The sequence below is a fragment of the Polaromonas eurypsychrophila genome, from assembly GCF_014641715.1.
Taxonomy (GTDB): Bacteria; Pseudomonadota; Gammaproteobacteria; order Burkholderiales; family Burkholderiaceae_C; genus Polaromonas; species Polaromonas eurypsychrophila.
In genome coordinates, this window is record NZ_BMIG01000014.1 from 17622 (window position 1) to 35716 (window position 18095).

Genomic DNA, 18095 nt, shown 5'->3' on the forward strand with positions numbered 1-18095 from the left:
GCGCTGCGGGACAATTTCAGATTGTCCAACACAGTGGCATCCGTCTGGTGGCAGTTTGTTGCAGGAGTGCTGAATGCCCAACGTCCTTGCCCTCGTAAAACGCTTGTTACCCTGGACCATCACGCTGGCGTTTGTGGCTGGTTTGGCCTCCTGCCCGTACAGCCAATGGCAAATAGATAAAGCGGACAAACTGGTCGATCAACTTTGCGAGAAGGATGCGGGCATCTACATCTACGAGCGAGTTGAAGCGCCTGCAAGCTACTTCAAGGTACCAGGAGAGCTTCCTCAAACGCCACGTGAACAGAGCCCGCCCGACCTGAGCCATGCTTATGTGACGAGGCAGGGCGCAACCGAGTATTTTCTGAAAGGCAATCCTGCAGTTGTTAGAGCAGAAGTTTTGATCCTCCGGCAAAGCGACCAGAAGATTTTGTCGCGCCAAATCGAATACGCACGCCACGGTGGAGAGCCAGCATGGTTGAAGTCCTTTTCACCCATAGCTTCACAGCACCCTTGCTCGCGCTTTGTTGGCAGCGGTAGTGATCTTGCATCAGCGACCTACGTCAACTCGCCCCCGTTTGATTTATCAATCAATAAGCCGAGGATATTTCGATGAACAATGCGCAACAACTTTTTAATTTGGCCGAAGGCCATGTCTTGATGCTGTCCGCATCTCGAATCGCGCCCACTCAGAAGTTCCAAGCGTCGCGGAACGCATCGCTGTCTACGCCTGCTGAGTGCGTCGATGGGATCAAGTGTCAGCACAGGCAACACACGGAGGAACCAAATGCAGACCCCTCATGAGGAGCCACCGCAATCATCCCTTGACAAAGGGCTGACTCAAACGAGCCGTACCACTTCTCAGGTGGCCGCAATTGCCCCCACGAGACCCTGGCTTTGGATCGTTCCGTGGCTCTTGCCAATTGTCGCGGTGGTGGCATATAGCCTGTATGTGCAAGACCTCAACAGACGCACCGCCGAAGCGGATCGACTGGTTGATGAGTTGTGCGAAAAGTACGCAGGCATCACGGTTTATGAGAGGGTTGAGGCGCCGGCGCATTATTTCCGTAGCCACATGCCGGGGGAGCTACCGATTACGCCGCACTTGCCGAAGGACAACGATCCCTATGCTTACGGTGACCCCATAGAGAGAGTGGTTCTTTTCGGCAATCCGCATCGCACCGGATATCCCAAAATTTCAATCAGAGAAATTCCTATCATACGAAGAAGTGATGGTGCTGTCCTTTCTAAAAATACTGATATACACCTTTTGGGTGGGGATCATTTTTTAGAAACCTTGGTGCTCGACATCATTTCGCCTTCGCCTATGCGGTCTAACCGTTCTTGCCGGAAACACGCCGGCGGAAGCAATGACCAAACAGCCGCTTTGTACTCAAACTCACCGTCGTATCAATCCAAATTGCTTCCAACCACACACGCTCCGAGGATCACCTATGAACTCCGCGCAAAAACTCGTTGACTTGAGCGAACTTGGCCATGCTGCCTACGGTCAGTTTGTCAGACCTGTTGGTCCAATCCTCGATCTAGCAACGCTGACTAATCTCAACGGCGGAGTAAGAGGCTTGGCGACCGAGCAAGCGAAACGCTTTGCCGAACGCTTTCACATCGCTCTCCCAACCTACAACGATGCGCTTGCAATCGGGGGCGGTGGAACGGGATTTGACGTCACCGTGTTCAAAGGCGTGCAATCTGACAATAGCAATCAAATTTCGGTAGCCATCCGCGGCACGCAGCAGCTGCTGTCCGACCTCCCAGAAAGCGTGTCTATCAGTCGTAACGGCGCTGCATTCGCGCAAATTGTCGCAATGCACAACTGGTGGCAGCGCGTTGGCACGCCAGCTGGAACAGTCGTAGCACAGTTTCGTGCTCTAGAACACACCGTAGGGTCCACCACGTATTCTGTATTTTTTGAAGTAACTCGCGTTGTCGACGTGACATCGACCGGTGAGGTCGCGCAGTTGCTCATGGAGGACCCAGACAGGAAAATTGATGTGGTGGGTACATCTTTGGGTGGCCACCTTGCCATGGCTTTCGCTGGCCTATTTGGAAGCCAAATTAGTCAGGCGGCGGCGTTTAACAGTCCTGGCTTTGCGCCCACCGGCGATGTGACCCATCTGTTCTCGGCATTGGGAGGTCGCGTCCCGACAGCTGGTTCACCGAACGTCCTGAACTTCATATCAGACGAAGCCAACAAGTCTGGAGCCAGCCTCCAGATTATTGCGGGCCTGCACAGCGTTCCTGGGCAGCGTGTCAATGTTCCCATCGAGGACCAGTTTCAGACGAATGTCCCGGACCCAAGTCGTCCCAGCTACAACCACGACCAACGCCAGGTAGATGACGCGCTCACGCTTTACGCTCTTTTCAGCCGCATGCAAGCTGATTTGAGCCTCGATTCACTTCGGACTTTCATCAGAAATGCCGCAACCGGTCCGGCGGCGAGTCTGGAAAATCTGGTTAACGCTAGCGAGTCCTTCCTGGGACTTTCCAAGTCTGTGTTGCCGGCCAGCAACGCAAGCCGTGATGCCCTGCATTCTGCAATGGGACGGTTAGGCACCGCCCTGGATGGACCGCTGTCGGCCAGTTCAGGAAATCTCCTGTTGCGTGCCAGCAGCGCGGACTTGCGCGCCGACGCCCGTGATGACTTCTCCGCCCTGGTTGTATTGCAAGATCTTTCTCCGATATGGATCAGCGGAAAAACGGCCGCAGCCGATGCGGCTTTGACAACGTTGTGGCAAAGCACTCGCGCAGCTGACTATGCTGCTTGGCAGGCCGATAAGGCAACAGCGAATCCTGAAACTTTCAACGACCAGTGGATCGCCGACCGCGCAGCGATGCTTGGCGCCCTGGTCGAACGCAACAAGATTGATGCAGACAAAGTCATTGGCGCCACCAATACCGACTATTTCGACACCCTAAGCAACACCAGCGTCGCACAACGTATCAACGGCGTCGGCCTGAACGGGCCGGCAAACCGCGTTGCTTTCGGCAGCAGCCAGGCCGATCCCTTAAACGGCACAGACAACGCCATTGGCGATCGCCTTTACGGCGGCGCGGGCAACGAAATCGTGGACGGCAAAGCCGGCAACGACTATCTGGAAGGCGGGGCAGGCAACGACACCCTGAAAGGCGGCGAAGGCCAGGACACCCTGCTAGGCGGAACAGGTGACGACATATTAGACGGCGGCAAGGACGGCGACATCTTGAAGGGCGGGCAAGGCACAGACACCTACACCCTGCGTGCCAGCCACAGCGGCATAGACACCATCACCGATTCAGACGGCCTGGGAAGCATCCAAGTCATCACCACAGACGGCGGCCAGATCACCCTGGGCGCCAGCCCCCTCACCAAACTCGCCAACAGCACTCCCGGCAGCACCGGCACCTGGCAATCCCAAGACAAGCGCTTCATCTACACCACCCGCAGCGAAGCAGATGGCAGCCAAACGCTAAGCATCAGCGGGGGGGGGGGCAGCGCCGTGGTGCAAAACTTCGCTTCCGGCAACTTGGGCATCACCTTGCCTGGCTCAGTGCCTGTCCAACCAGCCCCCGCTACCGGCGAGCAGATTTTTGGTGACCTGGCGCCGATGGATTTTGATGCCGCTACAGAAGGCGTGCAGACTCAGGCCGACGCCCTGGGTAACATCATCACCGATGGTGCGCCTCGTCCCGACCAGGCCGACAAGCTCTACGACAGCGTCGGCAACGACGAGATCATCGCCGGCGGCGGCGACGACGAGATCGATGCCCTGCGCGGCGGCGACGACTGGATCAAAGCCGGCAGCGGGCGCGACATTGTCAAAGGCGGGGCCGGCAAAGACCTCATTGAGCTCGGCACCGAGCGCGACTACGCCTTCGGCGGCGCCGGCGACGACAAGATCTACGCCGACATCCAGCGCCCGCTCGACGAAGTGATGGCCCAAACCACAGCGGCCACCATCGACCAGGCCGACGCCCTGGACGGCGGTGCCGGCGACGACACCCTGGTCGGTGACGCCGGCAGCGACACCCTGTATGGCGGCGAAGGCAAAGACCTGATGGTCGGCGGCGCGGGAGACGACCTCATGCACGGCGACCTGGGCGGCGTGCTGGCCCAGCCACAGGGCCCCGACGGCGCCGACGTGATGTTTGGCGGCGCCGGCAAAGACCGTCTGCTCGCCAACGGCGGCGACGACCACCTGGACGGCGGAACCGGTGACGACACCCTGTACGGCGGTAGTGGGGCAGATGCCCTGGTTGGCGGCAGCGGCGATGACATCCTCGACGGCGACGGCGCCTCGGACAATGTCGTCCTGCCCGAGTACGCAGCCGCTACCGAACACGGCAACGACTACCTCGACGGCGGCGAAGGCAACGACACCTTGACCGGTTCCGGCAATGACGATGTGCTGTTTGGCGGGGCGGGCAACGACAAGCTCACCGGTGATGCGCTGGCGACCACACTTGCAGGCGGCCACCATGGCCGTGACTATCTCGACGGCGGGGCGGGGGACGATGAGCTACATGGTGGCGGCAGCGGCGACACACTCTACGGCGGGGCCGGTAACGATGCGATCTTTGCCGACGAAGCCCAGGCCGCCAACGTGCCGGGCTACTTGGGTGGCCAATTCCATGACGATGACTATGTGGATGGCGGAGCCGGCGACGACTACCTAGAAGGCAATGGGGGCAACGACACGATTATGGGTGGCGAAGGCAATGACAACATCTGGGCCGACGCGGCGGCTAGCCGGAAACTCCTGGGGGAGTTCCACGGTGCAGACTATGTAGATGGCGAGGCGGGAGATGACAACATTGGCGGGGGCGGCGGCGACGACATTCTGTATGGCGGCGAGGGCAATGACACGCTGAGTGGAGATCAATCTGAAGCAGGCAATCCTTCCGACCTCGTTCTCGCGGGAAACTTTCACGGCAAGGACTACCTGGACGGAGGGGCGGGTAGTGACGCCCTTCTGGGAGGTGGACATGACGACACGCTTATTGGGGGCGAAGGTAGCGACACACTTTACGGGGACGAGTGGGAAACTTTTCTCTCCGGCCAATTTCACGGCAAAGACAGCCTCGATGGCGGGGATGGCAGCGACCAGCTTTATGGCGGCGGCGGCAATGACACGCTAACCGGCGGCGCCGGCAGCGATCTGCTGTATGGCGACGACAAGTCCGACAAACTGGCCGGCCAGTTCCACGGCAACGACGTTCTCGACGGCGGCGACGGTAATGACAGTCTTTACGGCGGCGCGGGCAACGACACCCTGACGGGCGGCGCGGGCAACGACATTCTTGAAGGCGGCGAGGGTGACGATATCCTCGTGGCCGGCGCTGGCGAACGCGTCAAAGACAGCAGCGGCAGCAATACTTTGACCCTGGCTGACGGCGAGCCCGTGACCGTCACCGTTGACGGCGCAAACCTGGTGCTTAACTACGCCACTGGCCCCCTGGTGGTGGAGGGTGCCCTCCGTGGCAGCATGGCCAGCATCGCCGGGCAATCGGCCTCGGCCTGGGTTCAAGCCCATGTGGAGCAAAACCTCAATGTGAGCACCAGCGAAGCCGGCCAGACCTTGCTGGGCGGCAGCGGCAACGACAGCCTGCGGGCACAGCATGGCGGCGCCACGCTGGAAGGTGGCGATGGCAACGACACGCTGTATGGCAACCAGATCGGCTCTGTATTGATAGGCGGCAGCGGAGCTAACACCTTCCACGCGGGGGCGGGCAATGATGTGCTAGTCAGCAGCGGATCTTCTGACACCTTGGATGGCGGCGGCGGCAACAACACCTACAGCATCACCCAGGCCGCGGGCAGTGTCTATATCGGCAACCGCACCGGCACCGACAGCGATACCCTGGTGCTGTTCGGCAGCGCGGCAGGCGCCCTCGTCAAGGCCAGCCGCGCGGACGGCGACCTCATACTGTCGACCTTCACCCAAAGCCTGGACGGCAGCGGCAACACCGTCCAGATGGCCGGCCCAGTGATCACCCTGGGCGGCTACTTTTACGGCCTGGAGGCCGGCGAGGCCAGCACGTTGGCCGGCGTCACTTTTGAAGAAGGTGGCGGCTTTGTGAGCCTGCAGCAATTGATTGCGCAGGCGGCCACCGGCACCGAGGCCGACGACGCGCTGTATGGCTCCTCGGGCGCGGACACCTTGCTGGCACTGGGCGGCAACGACCACGCCTACGGCCTCGATGGCGACGACCGCCTGGACGGGGGGGACGGCAACGATTGGCTCGATGGCGGGCAAGGCATGGACACGCTGACCGGCGGCGGCGGCAACGACACGCTACACGGCGGCATCAGCGACGACGTGCTTGACGCGGGCGAAGGCGACAACCTGTTGACGGGAGGCCTGGGAAACGACCTGCTCAGTGCCGGCTCAGGAAGCGACACCCTCGACGGCGGCGAAGGCTACGACATGCTGATCGGTGGCGCCGGCAACGATGTGCTCCTTGGGGGGAACGGCGACGATAGTCTCCAAGGCGGCGCGGGTACCGATACCCTGCGTGGCGATAGCGGCAATGATGTGATGGACGGTGGTGACGGGAATGACTGGCTTCATGCTGGCAGCGGCGTGGACACCTTGCGCGGCGGCGCCGGCCTAGACACCTATGTGCTGGGTTATGGGATGGGTCAGGCGACGGTGATGGACGACTCGGAGGACGGCTCAACCATCCAGATGGATGCATCAGGCGTACAACTGCAAAGCCTGACAGCCAGGCGCGCGAACAACGATCTATTGGTTGAGGTCCGTGGCACCGAAACGAGCATGCGCATCAAGGATTACTACAGCGCGACGCAAACGTCGTGGTTGTTTAAGGATGCTGACGGCAATGCACTTTCTGCGCAGGCGCTCATCGATGCGTCAATACCCCAATGGAGCGATTTGCAAAGCAGCCTGATCCAGGAATTCAAGACCTGGGCGCGCAGCAGCATAGGTGAGAAATATGCTGGGGAGGGGTACGTCCGGCAGCTTGATGGCACCTGGTTTCGGCCTGTTGATCCCGACCGTTTCAGGGGCGCGTTCTCCAACGATAGCCGTGAACTGACACAACACAATTTATATACACATCGTTTGCTCGCAGACCTCAACAGCGCATGGACAACCACTTCTTCTACTGTTCTCAGCACAACTTGGACCAAAAGCCAGGGGGCGCAATACGGGGCTTCGACGTTTGACACCTTGATTTCCTTGGGTGACCAGTCCCAGGCCGTCTCTGGCGAACTCGTTACTTTGAACCCGATAAGCAGCAGTTCTGCTAATCAAACGGCGTGGAGTGCCGTGACTTGGACCAACTATTACACCTACATACCGGCATCTTCTTGGAGCATGCCATTCGCTTACCAGTGGCCGCAAAGTTCGCCAGTTGAGGTGATTTCCGAGCAGCGAAAATACGTTGAAACCTATAAGAGCTATGCCGGTAACGGCAGTGCACTCACGTTTGGCAACCCTGGTTCTGCGGTATTGGCCGGGCCTTTGCCAGAGTTCATTCCTGTCACCCTCACTCATAACTATCTGAATTACAACTTGGGGACAACCACGCTGACTGACGGCAGCCATACGGTGATGGCTGACCAGTATTCGGCGGTAATTGGCGGCGTGGGCGACAACACCATCTACGGCGCCGGTTTTGCGTATGGGGGCACCGGCAATGCCAGACTCATTGGCGGCGAGATCCTGATGGCGGGCAACGGAGATCAGTACCTCGAAAACGGCCGCACCATGGTGGTGGGGGATGGCCATACCACTGTGGCCGGTAAGGCCCTTGGGTACATGTATGAGGTCCCACACTACGGAAACTATGTCCAACGGCTGTATGAACAGCCCGACACCCGTATCTTGATAGACCCAAACAATACGGGGATCGATCTTTTGGTGAGTGATGATAATTCGCAGACTGATCGAAATAATGATTGGACCGATGATTCGATTGAAGCCATTTACCGAGGACAAGGCATTCGGAACGCGCGTGAAAGTTATGGGTCTGGCGGCAAGTTTTTTATAGGCGCGGAAGAGAGCTATTCGGGATACCACGATACCCTTGAAGAGGCTCGCCGTGTTTATAGTGAGAGAACAGGGTCGAATGCATTAGCAGAATGGGTCACTAGCTACTACGTCAAACCACTCCCGGTGCTACTCAAGGCTCCTGCTTTTGATATGGACGAGTGGGGTGAAGCCAGCAGCTACTACGACACGCACCCGCTGCAAACCGTCATGCTGACGGCAAATAATTTTGCAGGCTTGCAACCCTACCTGGACGCCGGGCTGCTGCCTATGAAAACCGTCAGTTTCGGGCAGGGCCTGTCACTCAGTGACATCAACTTATCCTGGGGTACGGCCACCTCGCCGCTGGACGGCACGGAGCATGTCACGCTTGACCTGCAGTGGGGCGCAGACCAGGGCGTGCGCGTCATGATCCCGCATATTGACGACGCACTCAACGGCACGATAGGGCGCTTTGAGTTTGCAGACGGCTCCAGCATCTCGCTGCCGGCCCTGATTGCCATGGCGCCGCCGGCGCCCAACTTTGATGAGGGCTTCGTCTCCTTTCACGCCGGCATGGGCCAGCAAGTGGTGGCCGCAGACAGCACACGCGGTGTCAATGTCGACGCCTTGGCCCTGGCCGATCTTAGTGTGCAAAGCGACGGTATGGATCTGCTAATCTCCGCCAGCAATGGCCAAGACAGTTTGCGGCTTGAGGGTTGGTACGTCAATCCGGACGGTTTGCCGCGCGCCATCCTTACCTTGGACAATGGCGCTTTCCTCACAGCCGATGATCTTTCAGACAAAGGACTGTTGAGAGACGGCAGCGCCGGAAACTTGACGTTGTACGGATCTCCTGACTTGGGTACCACCTTCATTGCTGGTCCCAACACGACCTTGATAGGCCAGTCGGGCGACGATACCTACGTGTACAACGCCGGCAGCGGCGTGGTACACATCACGGACCCGGGTGGCGGCACGCTACGCTTTGGCCCGGGCATCACCTCAGAGATGGTAAGCCTGAGCCTTGGCTCCTTATTGCTTACGATAGGAGATCAAGGGGATGTTATCCACCTCGACGACTTTGACCCTTCTGAAGCCGATAGCTTCTCGAGCGTACAGAACTTCGAGTTTGCGGATGGCACCGAATTGGAGTTTGACGAACTACTGGCCCAAGGTGTTGACGTCCGTGGAACTGCTGCTGCCGACTCGCTGACCGGCACCAATGTCAATGACCGCTTTCATGGCGGCGAAGGTGCGGACCGTATGACGGGTGGAGACGGAGACGACACCTACTACGTTGACCACACTGGCGACACGATTGTGGAAAGAGCGGGCGAAGGCACAGACACGATCATCAGCACGGTCAGCAAGACCCTGTCGGCCCATGTGGAAGCCCTGATCCTGTCGGGCCTCGATGCTATCAACGGCACAGGCAACAGCCTGGACAACGTCCTCGTAGGCAACGCCGCCAAAAACACATTGAACGGCGGCGGAGGTGCCGACAGCATGGAAGGCGGCGCAGGTGACGACGCCTACTACGTTGACAACATCGACGACCGCACCTACGAAGAAGAAGGCCAGGGCACAGACCGCGTCATCTCCTCCATCAGCCACGCCCTGGATGAATATGTTGAAGATCTGCAGCTTTCAGGTACAGGCAATACCGACGCCACTGGCAACGAGCGCGCCAACAAACTCACCGGCAACAGCGGCGCCAACACCCTGACGGGTCATGAGGGCGACGACCGCCTGATGGGAGGCCTGGGCGCAGACAGCTTGCTGGGCGGCGAAGGCGACGACCTGTACGAGGTAGACAACATCGGTGACAGCGTGATGGAGTACGCCGGCGAAGGCACAGACACGGTAGAAACCAGCGTTACCTACACCCTGGGCAGCGAGGTCGAGAACCTGATCCTCACGGGCTTGACTGCCATAGACGGCACCGGCAACGAGCTGAACAACCTGCTGCAAGGCAACGCCGCCGACAACACCTTGACAGGCGGCGGGGGCAACGACAACCTGAACGGTATGAAAGGTCTGGACATCCTGGCAGGCGGCGCCGGCAACGACACCTACCTGTTTGAAGACGACATTGACACCATCGTCGAAGACGTTGACGGTGGGCGCGACACCGTACTCAGTCGAATCAGCGGAGCCACCCTGGCGGCCAACGTCGAAGATGGCGTGCTGCTGGGGTCTGCGATCAGCCTGACCGGCAACGAACTGTCCAACGTGTTGACTGGCAACAACGCTGCCAACATATTGGACGGCGGTGCGGGCGCCGACGTATTGATTGGCGGCAAGGGCAATGACCTGTATATCGTTGACAGCCAAGCCGACACCGTCGTCGAGAACGCCGCAGAGGGGACGGACACCGTGCAGTCGAGCGTCACCTACAGCCTGGCAGACGCCCTTGAGAACCTCACACTGGCCGGGACGGCCGAGGCCGGCATGGGCAATACGCTGGCCAACAAGCTCACCGGCAACGCCGAGTCCAATAAGCTTTGGGGCCAAGGCGGCAACGACAGTCTGGACGGCGGCGCGGGCGCCGACATCCTGCTTGGCGGTCTGGGCAACGACAAATACTGGGTCGACTCCAGTGACGATCTGGTAGTCGAAAGTGCCTTGGAAGGCACAGACACGGTGTATGCCAGCGTCTCTTACACCCTGGCTGACAACGTTGAATACCTGACCCTGACGGGCAGCGCCAACATCAACGCCATCGGCAACGCAGGAAACAACCGCCTGGAAGGAAACGTGGGTAACAACATCCTGTTTGGCGGGCTGGGTAATGACACCTATGTGTGGGGACGCGACAGCGGGCAGGACATCATCGCCAATTTCGACGCAGGCAAACCCTCGGGCGACACGGTGCAACTGGGTGCCGGCATTGCCGAGGCCGACCTGGCTATTGCCAGGCAGGGCAATGACCTGATCCTCAGCATCAACGGCAGCACCGACCAGCTGACTGTTGCCAACTATTTCGAGAACGCGGGCAAGGGTGCCAACGCCCTGGAGAAGATACGGTTTGCCGACGGCACCAGTTGGAACCACGCCGCCGTGCTCAGCCGAACCGCCGTGGACAGTGGTACATCCGGAGCCCAGGCCTTGCCCGCAGAAGTACGCACTGGCAACCCGACAGCCCTGTTTGACGCACCAGACCCAGCAGCCACAAAGGCCAGCGATGCAGCAACCGAGCCGCAAACCGTGGCCGAATCGATTTCCGCCGCGAGGGAGCGCTTTGAGCAAGGCCTGCAAAACCTGAAATACAGCGTTGACCAGCAGGGCAGCCTGAGTCGCAGCGAATTTTCAGAGCGGCGGACCTTGCCGCTGCTGTGGAACCTGCAGGACGCCTTGCTGGACATGCAACTGGCCAAGAACCCGGATGGGCGCTTTACGGCTGACATCTCGATGGACAGCCGGGGTTCACGCGACCTGGGCCTTGCCATTGGCCTGCTGGGCGGGGTAAATGGTCTGAGCGGGCGGCTGAACCAGGTGGCCAGACCGCCAGAGGTGCAGCAGTTTGATCTGGCTCAGATGGGGTGAGGACTTTCAGCGGCGTCGAGTTGCGGGCCTCCCTGAAACTCACGCAGCGACACGGAAAGTGATGAATCAGCGCGGCATGGATGCCGGATCGAGTCCGGCATGACAAGCGTGAAAATTCAGTTCTGCCCCTCGGTCAGCGTATCCAACTGAAACTTGCCGCTTTTGTGCCACAGCCAGGTGTCGGTATACACCACTTTGCCCATGCGCACGGGCGCCGGAAACGGCGAAGCGGCCTTGATCGTGCGTTCGATCTCGGCGATCACTTCAGGCGCGTGGCGCGGTGCGCGCATCCAGTCGAGTTTGGTGACGATGCCGACTTGGTTGATCTCGACATTGATCACACCCACCGCATACAGCAGCGGTGGCATCCGTCCCTTGTAAATGCGTTCGGCGTTCAGGCCGTAGAGGTGGGTGGCGCCGCTTTCGCGGTAGAGGCGCGGGGTCGAGGCGGCCGAGTTGCGGGCCGAGCCGCTGGGGCCGGCTATCGGCCCGATCACAGCGCTGGGCGGGGGCGCGGGGGGCAGCGGCGCCGCCGCCGCGGGCGCTGCGGGCTCGGGAGCGCTTTTGCAAGCCGAGACAATGGCGCCGACGCCTGCGGACAGCAGCGCCAGCAGCCAGAAGCGGCGGGGGGAAGGGTCAGACATATGTCTCCTCGTGGGTTCACCTGGTTGGTGCTGTTATTGTGCAGTCTGTTGAAGGTGCGTGGTGTAACAGGTGCAGGATTTATTGACGGATTATGCTATTCGCGCCTCCTGAATCAGAGGTTGTATGAGAGGGGTTGTACGGTGATTCATCACAAGGCTTTGTTTCTGGAGCGCTTGGGTCGCGAGCCCGCAGTGCTGGTACTGGTGGTATCCACCGAGGGCTCGGTGCCGCGCGAAGCGGGCACCTGGATGGCAGTTTTTGCCGATGCCATCGTCGGCACCATCGGTGGTGGCCATCTGGAATACCAGGCGATTGCCCAGGCGCGCACGCGGCTGCAAGCTGCGCCTGCCTCGGCGGATGCTGAACCGGCAAGCCGTTATGTGTTGGGCCCGTCCCTCGGCCAGTGCTGTGGCGGTGTTATGACCTTGCGCTTTCAGGCCTTCGGACCCAGCGATGTGCAAGCACTGCAAATGCGGCTGGGCGCTGAGTTTCAGCCGCTGGCCTTGTTCGGCGGCGGCCATGTCGGCCATGCGCTGGTGCAGGTGTTGTCGCGGCTGCCGTTTGCGTTGACCTGGATCGACAGCCGCGACGGGATTTTCCCGCCCACCACGCCGCTTGCTGTGATTTGCGAACATTCGGAGCCGGTGCAAGGCGCGGTGAGTTCCCTGGCGCCCCAATCCAGGGTGCTGATCATGAGTTTCAGCCACGCCGAGGATCTGGACATCGTGTCCGAGTGCCTGAAGCGTCAGCGCGAGAAAAATGATTTGCCTTACATCGGTCTGATCGGCAGCAAAACGAAGTGGGCGACGTTTTGCCACCGGCTGGAGGCGCGTGGTTTTACGCCGTCAGAACTGGCGCATATCACCTGCCCGATTGGGCTGCCCGGCATTGCGGGCAAGGAGCCCGAAGTGATTGCCATTGCCGTGGCGGCACAGTTGTTGCTCATCGCCGGCACGGTGAAAACCTGAGTTTTCATCGGATCCCCGTTGGCACAGGTTCGGAAACTGTATACACTTTAGTGGACAGGTCGCAGCGGAGCATTCAGTGTTCGCGGCCGAATTTCTCTGCTCAGAGCGCCCGCAGTGGTGAGCAGATTTGAAAGTTGAGTCATGGAAAGCTACTACCTGGACTGGGCCAATCTGCTGCTGCGCTGGGTCCACGTCATCACCGCCATCGCCTGGGTCGGCTCCTCCTTCTATTTTGTTTTTCTCGATTCCAGCCTGACGCCACCGGTTGATGAGGACCTCAAGAAGCAGGGCGTCAGTGGCGAACTCTGGGCCGTGCACGGCGGCGGTTTTTACCACCCGGTCAAATTTGCCGTCAAGCCGCCTGAACTGCCGAAACACCTACACTGGTTTTACTGGGAAAGTTACAGCACCTGGTTATCAGGCTTCGCGCTGTTCACCGTGTCTTATCTGTGGAACGCCGGTACCTACCTGATCGACAAGTCGCTGATGAACTGGTCGTCCGGCGCCGCCATCGGTGTCGCGCTGTCGTTTTTTGTGGTGTTCTGGATGTTGTACGACGGTATCTGCCAGATTTTCGGCAAGCGCAAAAATGGCGACGCCATCGTCGGCGCGCTGGTGCTTCTGCTGGTGTGTCTGGCGTCGTGGCTGGCTTGCCACTGGTTTGCAGGCAGGGCGGCCTTTTTGCTGGTGGGCGCGATGATCGCAACCGCCATGAGCGCCAACGTCTTTTTTTGGATCATTCCTGGCCAGCGCAAGGTGATCGCCAGCATCAAGGCCGGCCAGCCGGTGGACCCGGTGCATGGCCAGCGCGGCAAGCAGCGCAGCGTGCACAACACCTACTTCACGCTGCCGGTGCTGTTTGCCATGCTCAGCAACCACTACAGCTTCACCTACAGCCATCCGCAGAACTGGCTGGTGCTGATTGTCATGATGCTGGCCGGCGCGCTGATCCGGCAGTTTTTTGTGATGCGCCACGGCTACAAGCTGGGGCGCAGCGGCAATCCCCTGCCTTATGCGCTTGTCGGCGTGGCGTTAATTCTGGGAGCCATCGTCTGGATGAGGCCGCCGCCGGCTCCCGTGGGGCCGGCAGTTGCTATTAATTCAGTAGCTTCTCACGCAGAACCGGCATGGGCTGGAGGCCAAAATGACTATGTGGCTCTGCAAAAAGTGATGGAGCAACGCTGTTACCAGTGCCACGGCGCCCAGTTGCAGATGAAAAATGTCCGGCTGGATTCGCCGGCCTTGCTCAAGCAACATGCGCAGTCGGTGTATCAGCAGGTGGTGGTCAGCAAAATCATGCCCATCAACAATGCCACTGGCATGCTGGACGCAGAACGCGCACTGGTCCGGCAGTGGTTTGAAGGCGGCGCCAAAACGCCCTAGAGTTTCACCTGCACAGCCCTCTCGGGCAAGGGGGTATAACTGGTTGGCATACCAACCATAGGTAAAAAGCTCTCCGTACTACCTCTTATCGACTTTGCCTGTACCCCATGCTCCAATAGCCGCCAGAACAGGCGCGCAAGGGCGCCGGTAGCGAGGCTCACCGTCCCAGGCGGATGCGTGCTCCGGCCTGTTGCCTGCGCCGTGAGGCGTTCATAACAACGAGGAGATAACAACATGAAGACTTTTCCATCTTTTGTCCGCGGACTGGCCGTGGTCTGCACCCTGGCGGTTTCGCTTGCGGCAGGCGCCGCTCAGATCGTCGTCGGGCAAGTCGCCCCACTGTCGGGTCTGGATGGCACTCAGGCCCGCGCTTACTCTACCGGTATCCAGTTGGCCTTGAACAAGGCCAACAAGGCTGGCGGCGTCAATGGCCACACATTCAGCCTGGTGCGCAAGGACGATGGCGGGCGCCCCGCTGACAATCTTGCCGCAACCAAGGCGCTGCTCAGTGAGAGCCGGCCGCTCGTGCTGGCCGGTTATTTCGGCGACCGGATCGTTGGTGAGCTTGTGGGCTCGAAACTGCTGGAGACCGAGAACATCGCGCTCGTCGGTTACCGCGTCAACGAGATTCGCGGCGAAGTCCCCCTGGTCTACAGCGTGCGTGCCAACCTGCGTGACGAAATCAACAAAATCACCGAACACTTGGTCACGGTGGGGGTGACCCGTCTGGGCCTGTTTTACCCAGATGGCCCCGGCGCGGCAACGCTGCTAACGGCCATGGAAGAGGTGATGAAAGCCCGCGGCGCCAAGCTCACCGCCAAGGCCACTTATGTGCAGGGAACCAACAAGGTGCCCAACGCGGTGGTCGACACGTTTTTCACTGCTGCGCCGCAGGCCATCATCGTGGTCGCCAGCGGCGCTGCTGCCGCAGCTTTCATCGAGAAGTACCGGCTGGACGGCGGCACGGCGCAGTTGTTTGCGCACTCCGGGGCGGACATCGAGCAGATTTCGCAGCGCCTCGGTGAGGACCAGCTGAAGGGCCTGGCGATCACGCAGGTCACCCCCAATCCCTACAAAATTGCAGGGCGGCTGAGCAAGGAGTTCAGCGACATCGCGAGCAAGGCGCCCAACCTGGAGGTGCCCATGAGCTACGCCATGATGGAGGGTTATATTGCCGGTGCAGTGATCGTGGAAGCCGCGCGGCGCATGGGACCGAAGATATCGCGCGAGGGTTTTGTCAACGCGCTCGACAGCATTGATGTCGATCTGGGCGGCTACAAGGTTGGCTTCAAACCCGGCATGCGGTCCGGCTCCCGGTTTGTCGAGTTGACCATCGTGACCGCCACCGGCCGCATCCGGCAATAAACCTGCCGCGCCGCCGCGGCCTCACCAGCTGCTCACCAGGCCGGCGGAACGCGTCGAGGTTTTTTCGAAGTGGCTGGCCAGGTAGTCGACAAAGGCCCTGACGCGGGCTGACACTTGGTGCCGCTGCGGCCAGACCGCATGAATGTCGGCCGGCGGCGACTGGTAGTTCTCCAGCACCTGGCGCAGGCGACCGCTGCGCAGGTAACGCGCGATGTCCCACTCGGCCCGCATCACAATGCCGTGGCCAGCCAGCGCCCAGTTCACCGCAATCTCGCCGTCGCTGGTGCTCAGGTTGCCACGCACCTTGACGGTCTCCACACGTTTGCCCGCGCTCAGGCGCCAGATGCCGTAAGCCTCGTCGCCCTGGCGGATGCCGATGCAACTGTGTTGCGCCAGCTCATGCGGCACCTTTGGCGCGCCCCGTTTGGCCAAATAGGCGGGTGACGCGCACAGCAGGCGGCGGTTGGGTGCGAGCTTGCGGGCGATCACACGGGCGTCCGGCGGCTCGCCGAAACGCACACACACATCAAAGGCGTCGTCGTCGGCCGGCGGCGGGTTGACCGTGAGCTGGAGCTGGATCTGCACCTCGGGGTGGAGCTTCGCAAAACCCGAAATCAGCGGCGCGATGTGGGTGCGGCCAAAACCCAGCGTGGCGTTCACGCGCAGCAGGCCCTTGGGCGCCGCCACCGCGCTGGCCACCAGTTGCTCCATGTCGTCGATTTCGGCCAGGATGCGCCGGGCATGGCCAAGGTACAACTCACCCTCGGGCGTCAGGCTGACGCGCCGCGTCGTACGGTTGAGCAGTTGCACGCCGAGCCGGCCTTCCATCTGCGCCAGGCGTTTGCTGACCGCTGGTGTCGTGACATCCAGTTCGCGGGCGGTTGCCGAGAAACTCGCGCAGCGCGCCAGCAGGCTGAAAAACGCCATCTCGGACGGGGCGGAGACTGGTGTGGACATGGGGTAACTCTTAACTCAAAGTAAACAATGAGATAACTTTAGACGTTTCTTTTGAACACTGCAATCCGTAAAGTGGACGGTACACATCAACCGGAGAACCCCGTGAAAAGTTACAAGATCGCCTGCATCCCGGGCGACGGCATTGGCAAGGAAGTGGTGCCAGCCGGCCAGCAGGTGCTGCAGGCACTGGCCGCCGCGCAGAAAGATTTCAGCTTCGACTTCACGTCTTTCGGCTGGGGCGGTGACTGGTTCCGCAAACACGGCGTGATGATGCCGGACGACGGGCTCGATGCCTTGCGCGGCATGGATGCCATCCTGTTCGGTTCGGCCGGCGACCCGCACATTCCCGACCACATCACGCTCTGGGGCCTGCGCCTGAAAATCTGTCAGGGTTTCGATCAGTACGCCAATGTGCGGCCCACACGTATCCTGCCCGGCATCGACGCGCCGCTCAAGCGCTGCACGGCCCAGGACTTGGACTGGGTCATCGTGCGTGAAAACTCCGAGGGTGAATACGCCGGTGTCGGCGGCCGCGTGCACCAGGGCCACCCGATCGAGGTGGCTACCGACATGTCCATCCTGACACGCGCCGGTGTCGAGCGCATCATGCGGTTTGCTTTCCGTCTCGCGCAGTCGCGTCCCCGCAAGCTGCTGACGGTGGTCACCAAGTCCAACGCCCAGCGCCACGGCATGGTGATGTGGGACGAGATCGCGCTGCAGATCAGCAAGGAGTTTCCCGACGTGCGCTGGGACAAGGAACTGGTGGACGCCTGCACGGCGCGCATGGTCAACCGACCGGCCTCGCTCGACACGCTGGTCGCCACGAATCTGCATGCCGATGTGCTCAGCGACCTGGCGGCCGCACTGGCCGGCAGTCTGGGCATTGCACCCACCGGCAACATTGACCCGGAACGGCGCTACCCATCGATGTTCGAGCCCATCCACGGCTCGGCCTTCGACATCATGGGCCAAGGTCTGGCGAATCCGGTCGGTACCTTCTGGTCCTGCGTGATGCTGCTGGAGCATCTTGGTGAAAACGCTGCAGCGCAGCGCCTGATGCAGGTCATCGAGCAAATCACCGCCGACACCTCGCTGCACACCCGCGACCTGGGCGGCAGCGCCACCATGGCGCAGGTGACCCAGGCCGTGTGCGAGCGCCTGTCCGGCGCGCGGGAAAAAACCGCCGAGCCGACTGAGGCGTGAATCAAGAGTAGATTGAGAAACCGCTAAAACCGAAGGA

At 60.5% G+C, this 18095-nt stretch carries 9 protein-coding genes; 7 read left to right on the forward strand and 2 right to left on the reverse strand.

Annotated features, from left to right (window positions below; translation table 11 throughout):
• Window positions 1-73 precede the first annotated feature (73 nt).
• The 3 genes from IEX16_RS16175 to IEX16_RS16185 all read left to right on the forward strand — a co-directional run bounded on the left by IEX16_RS16175 (window position 74) and on the right by IEX16_RS16185 (window position 11537).
• Window positions 74-613 carry a hypothetical protein gene (locus IEX16_RS16175; protein ID WP_188709523.1) on the forward strand — a complete coding sequence of 180 codons (540 nt, stop codon included), beginning with the start codon at window positions 74-76 and terminating at the stop codon, window positions 611-613.
• 171 nt (window positions 614-784) lie between these two features.
• Window positions 785-1477, forward strand: a complete 693-nt coding sequence (locus tag IEX16_RS16180) for a hypothetical protein (RefSeq protein ID WP_188709524.1) — start codon at window positions 785-787, stop codon at window positions 1475-1477.
• Complete coding sequence (locus IEX16_RS16185; RefSeq protein ID WP_188709525.1) at window positions 1368-11537, forward strand: calcium-binding protein; 10170 nt, start codon at window positions 1368-1370, stop codon at window positions 11535-11537. The genes IEX16_RS16180 and IEX16_RS16185 overlap by 110 nt, the downstream gene beginning before the upstream one ends.
• A 116-nt stretch (window positions 11538-11653) precedes the next feature.
• Here the strand turns inward: IEX16_RS16185 and IEX16_RS16190 are convergent, their stop codons facing one another.
• The gene (locus IEX16_RS16190) at window positions 11654-12181 is read right to left on the reverse strand and encodes a hypothetical protein (RefSeq protein WP_188709526.1); all 528 of its coding nucleotides are present in this window, start codon (window positions 12179-12181) and stop codon (window positions 11654-11656) included.
• Between the two features lie 141 nt (window positions 12182-12322).
• Here IEX16_RS16190 and xdhC point away from each other — a divergent pair, with 141 nt between their 5' ends.
• The 3 genes from xdhC (at window position 12323) to IEX16_RS16205 (ending at window position 15898) form a co-directional block, all read left to right on the forward strand.
• The gene (xdhC, locus tag IEX16_RS16195) at window positions 12323-13150 is read left to right on the forward strand and encodes a xanthine dehydrogenase accessory protein XdhC (protein ID WP_373288367.1); all 828 of its coding nucleotides are present in this window, start codon (window positions 12323-12325) and stop codon (window positions 13148-13150) included.
• A gap of 141 nt (window positions 13151-13291) precedes the next feature.
• Window positions 13292-14533 carry a urate hydroxylase PuuD gene (locus IEX16_RS16200; RefSeq protein WP_188709528.1) on the forward strand — a complete coding sequence of 414 codons (1242 nt, stop codon included), beginning with the start codon at window positions 13292-13294 and terminating at the stop codon, window positions 14531-14533.
• A gap of 234 nt (window positions 14534-14767) precedes the next feature.
• Complete coding sequence (locus IEX16_RS16205) at window positions 14768-15898, forward strand: ABC transporter substrate-binding protein (protein ID WP_188709529.1); 1131 nt, start codon at window positions 14768-14770, stop codon at window positions 15896-15898.
• A gap of 21 nt (window positions 15899-15919) precedes the next feature.
• On the opposite strand, the gene IEX16_RS16210 is transcribed toward IEX16_RS16205, so the two are convergent.
• Entirely contained in the window at window positions 15920-16855 is a 936-nt protein-coding gene (locus tag IEX16_RS16210; protein ID WP_188709530.1) for a LysR family transcriptional regulator, read from the reverse strand.
• 102 nt (window positions 16856-16957) lie between these two features.
• Here IEX16_RS16210 and IEX16_RS16215 point away from each other — a divergent pair, with 102 nt between their 5' ends.
• Window positions 16958-18058: a tartrate dehydrogenase gene (locus IEX16_RS16215; RefSeq protein WP_188709531.1), complete on the forward strand. Its 1101-nt coding sequence runs from the start codon at window positions 16958-16960 to the stop codon at window positions 18056-18058.
• The last annotated feature ends 37 nt before the right edge of the window (window positions 18059-18095 follow it).